The 4,660-nt window shown below is 67.1% G+C and carries 3 protein-coding genes; all 3 read right to left on the reverse strand.

From position 1 onward, the window contains the following. Nucleotides 1-1,454 (reverse strand): beta-ketoacyl synthase N-terminal-like domain-containing protein (locus WAN02_RS21280; protein ID WP_422266202.1); only part of this gene is annotated, 1,454 nt, incomplete at its 3' end. 86 nt (nucleotides 1,455-1,540) lie between these two features. Continuing rightward, entirely contained in the window at nucleotides 1,541-3,436 is a 1,896-nt protein-coding gene (gene fadD32 / locus WAN02_RS21285; RefSeq protein ID WP_422266200.1) for a long-chain-fatty-acid--AMP ligase FadD32, read from the reverse strand. 326 nt (nucleotides 3,437-3,762) lie between these two features. After that, nucleotides 3,763-4,660, reverse strand: an 898-nt coding sequence (locus WAN02_RS21290; RefSeq protein WP_422266201.1) for a cutinase family protein, incomplete at its 5' end; no start/stop codon positions are given.

A 4,660-nucleotide genomic window follows, 5' to 3' on the forward strand; every position in this document is an offset into this window, starting at 1 on the left:
GCGTAGTTGATCGACGGTGGCAGCTTGTCGTGTTGCAGCGCCAGCACCATCTTGGAGAGGCTTGCCGCGCCGGCCGCCGATTCCATATGCCCGACATTGGTTTTCACCGCGCCCAACAGGAGCGGCTTGTCGGCGGGACGGCCGCGCCCGACCACCTTGCCCAGTGCCTGCGCCTCGATCGGGTCACCGAGCACGGTGCCGGTGCCGTGTGCCTCGACGTAGTCGATGGTGCGCGGGTTGATGCCGGCGTCCTTGTAGGCCCGGCGCAGCACATCGGCTTGCGCGTCAGGGTTCGGCGCGATCAACCCGTTGGACCGGCCGTCGTGGTTGACCGCGCTGCCGGCGATCACGGCGAGAATCTGGTCGCCGTCGCGGCGCGCGTCGTCGACCCGCTTGAGCACCAGCATCGCGCCGCCCTCGGAGCGGGTGTAGCCGTCGGCGTCGGACGAGAACGACTTGATCCTGCCGTCCGGCGAAAGCACCTGGCCGATTTCGTCGAAGCCGAGCGTCACCGCGGGGGTGATCAGCGCGTTGACCCCACCGGCCATCGCGACGTCGCACTCGCCGTTGCGCAGCGCCTGCACCGCCTGATGGGTGGCGACCAGCGAACTCGAGCAGGCGGTGTCCACCGCGACCGACGGGCCGTGGAAGTCGAAGAAGTACGAAACCCGGTTGGCAACAATCGAACTCGCCGTACCGGTGATCGCATAGGGGTGGGCGACGGTCGGGTCTGACATCGCCAGGTAGCTGTAGTCCATCACCGAGGTTCCGACGTACACGCCGACGGACTCGCCGCGCAGGCTGGACGCCGGAATACGCGCGTGCTCGAGCGCCTCCCAGGTCAGCTCCAGCGTCATCCGCTGCTGAGGGTCGATGTTGTCGGCTTCGGTCTTGGACAGTGCGAAGAACTCGGAGTCGAATCCCTTGATGTCGCTGAGGTATCCACCACGAGTGCGGGCCTTCTTGATCCGCTCGGCCAGCCGCGGCTCCTCCATGAACTCCGACCAGCGGCCCTCGGGCAGGTCGGTGATCGCGTCGCGACCTTCCAGCAGCGCCTGCCAGGTCTGATCGGGAGTGTTCAGGTCGCCGGGCAACCGCGTGGCCAGGCCCACCACGGCGATGTCGACGCGCTCGACCGGCCCGGTGCGGGTCCAGTCGGTGTCGTCGTCGCCGGTTTCGGTCTCGGGGTCGCCCTCGACGATCCAGGTGGCCAGCGATTCGATCGTCGGGTGCTCGAACGCGACGGCGATCGACACCGTCACCCCGGTGTGGTCCTCGATGTCGGCGGCCATCGCCACCGCGTCGCGTGAGGACAGGCCGAGCTCCACCATCGGCGTTGCCTCGGCGATCGCATCGGGCGACTGCCCGGTGGCCTGGCCGATCCAGGTGCGCAGATAACGCCGTACCTCGGCGACGGTCATGTCGGTCCGGGCCGGAGCGGCTTCGGTTGTCATGCGCCGCTCCTCTTCATCGCTGCGCTCTGCATCGTCACCGGCGGGCGTCGGCTGAATATCGAGGTCGGTGTCAGTCATAGTCGCGATCAATCAGTTTGGTCAGGGAAGGAGTTCGGAGCCGCGGTACCGCTGCGCAGGGTGCCGTCGATGTAGGCGGCGCGGCATGCGCGGCGGCCGATCTTGCCACTGGAGGTCCTGGGCACAGATCCGGCCTGCACCAGCAGGACGTCGCGCACGGTCACCCCGTGGCGGACGGCGATGGCCGCGCGGATGTCGTCGGCGATGGGCTGGTAGTCGAGCTTGTGCGCACCTGCGGCACGCTCACCGACGATCACCAGCTGCTCGGAGCTGTCCTCCGGGTCGTACTTGAGGCCGGCGTGCGGGTCGTCGAAAACCGTGGTGGGCAGTTGGTTGGTGGGCACCGAGAACGCAGCCACGTAGCCCGGCCGCAAGGCCCGGCTGGCTTCCTGCGCTGAGTACTCGAGATCCTGCGGGTAGTGGTTACGTCCGTCGACGATGACCAGGTCCTTGACTCGGCCGGTGATATAGAGGTGATCGTTGTGGTAGGTGCCGTAATCACCGGTGCGCACCCACGTCCCGTCATCGGCGGCGCCTTCGGCGCGTGAGGGGTTGGTGCGGGACTTGAGGATGTTCTTGAACGTCTCCTGCGTCTCTTCTTTCCGGTTCCAATATCCGGCGCCCATGTTGTTGCCGTGCAGCCAGACCTCGCCGATCTGCCCGTCGGGCAATTCGGTGGCGGTGTCGGGGTCGACGATGATCGCCCACTCGCTGACACCGATTTTGCCGGCGGAGGCCTGCGCGACGCCGTTCGGCGCATCGGCAGCCACCTCGACGAACCGTCCGATGTTCAGCGCCTCCCGGTCGACATGGATGATCGTCGGCGGCTCGTCCATCGGGGTGGTCGAGACGAACAGGGTGGCCTCGGCCAGGCCGTAGGACGGCTTGATCGCCTTCTCCTGGAAGCCGTAGGGCCCAAACGCGTCGTTGAATTTACGTATCGATGCCGCCGACACCGGCTCGCTGCCGTTGAGAATCGCCTTGACGTTGCTCAGGTCCAGCGGCGGCTCACCGTCTTTGGGCAGGCCGCGCAGCGCCGCGTGTTCGAAGGCGAAGTTCGGCGCGGCCGAGAAGACCCCACCGGCCTCGCCCTCCTTGCGCGCAAGCTCGCGTATCCACCTGCTGGGCCGCCGCACAAAGGCCGCGGGCGTCATGAACGTGAACCGGTAGCCGACCACCGTCGACAACAAGGTGGTGATCAGGCCCATGTCGTGGAAGAACGGCAGCCAGCTCACACCGCGGTCGCCGTCCTGGCCCTCCAGGGCGTGGATCACCTGGACCACGTTGGTCGGCAGGTTCAGGTGGGTGATCTCGACGCCGGTCGGGGTGCGGGTGGATCCCGAGGTGTACTGCAGATAGGCAACGGTCTCGTGGTTGGCCAGCACGGGCTCCCAGGTGCTGGCGACGTCATCGGGCACCGCATCGACGGCGATCACACGCGGCCTCTCCTTGGCCGGCCGGCTGCGGAAGAACTTGCGTACCCCCTCGGCGGAGTCGCTGGTGGTCAGGATCGCCGCCGGGGTGCAGTCATCGAGCACGGCGTGCAGCCGGCCGACGTGTCCCGGCTCGGCGGGGTCGAACAGCGGCACCGCGATCCGGGCGGCGTACAAGGTGCCGAAGAACGCGGTGAGGTAGTCCAGGCTCTGCGGGCACAGGATGGCGACGCGGTCACCCGGCTGGGTCACCTGCTGAAGCCGGGCGCCCACCGCACGATTGCGGGCACCGAATTCGGACCACGAAATATCCTTCGCGACGCCCTCACGTTCGGTGGAGAAGTCCAGGAACCGGTAGGCGAGCTGGTCGCCGCGCACCTTCGCCCACTTCTCGACGTGACGAACCAGGTCGGTGTTGTCCGGGAACTTGATCTGGCCGTTCTTGTCGATGAACGGGTTGTGGTACGCCATGCCATGCACTCCTGTCAGAACTGTTCTCGGTCGGCCGCGGTACTGCGGAGCGGGCCGACGGCTACGTCCGACGCGGGTCGGCCAGCCGGACGCCGCACGTTTCGCCTGCGCAGGGATGTCGCGAACGGCAAACCTCACCGATGCTACCGACGGCACGCCCGACAATCCGCAACGCATCGACGCGATCGCCCGATACAGCTGCTCTTAAATTCCTCTTAATGTTAGTGGCCGGTGCGCCGCGGACCAAATCTGAAGGTACAACTTGTCGCAATCGTGACCAGTGACGCAGGGCCGTAGGTTGTAAGCCTGATCACCCGTGTTTGGGCTCAGTCATGTTTTGGATGGGGGGCATTCGCGATCGCATTGTGCGCCCAATTCAGCGACCACTCCGTCGCCGGCTGGCCGTCCAGGCTCCAGAACTGAGTGGTCGCGTACAGCGCGTGCACCGGCGCGCCCGCGCCGCCTGCCAGGATGTCCAGCGTCCTGGGCAGATTCGCCAGGCTGAACGCCTCCGGCGGGGCCGCACAGATCAGGTCGCCGGCGCCGCAGATCTCGTTGGTCCTGGCGTTGAGCGCACCGAAACCGCCTGGTCGCGGGCCCGTCATCGTCAAGCCGAGGTTGGACAGCACCGGCACCTCGTGCAGGATGATCTCGGCGCCTTCGCCCGGCGGATTGGGTCCGATTTCCTGGCCCACGCCCTGCTGGCGGCGGCCGTCGGCGATCAACGTCACACCGAGCACCAGGTCGTCGTCCACCGGGCCGCGCCCGCTTCCGACGTCGCTGGCGATGTCGCCGGCGATTATCGCGCCCTGCGAGAACCCCACCAGCACGTAGCCGGTCAGTGGGCACTTGACGTTCATGTCCGTCATCGCCTTGACCGCCGCACGGGTGCCCTCGGCCCGACTCTGGTCGTAGGAGATCTGCGTGTCGCTGCTCAGCGGGTTATGGAACTGGGCGGTGTAGGGGACGGTGTAGGTCTCAACCCGGCTCGAGTTGAACTGCTCGCGGATCGGCCGGGTGACGTTGAGCAACAACGCCTTCGGGAACTGGACCGGGTTGAGCGGGTCGTCCTGCAGCGACGACTCCCAGGTGCCGGGAATCGAGATCAGCTGCACATCGGGGCAGCTGGAGTCCTGCGAGGCCGGCCGCGGCTTGTGCGGGTAGGCCGCACCGCTGGTCGGCGGCACGATGCTGGGCGGCACCGCGCTCGGCGGGGTATCCCGC

Source organism: Mycobacterium sp. (genome assembly GCF_049281135.1).
Lineage (GTDB): Bacteria > Actinomycetota > Actinomycetes > Mycobacteriales > Mycobacteriaceae > Mycobacterium.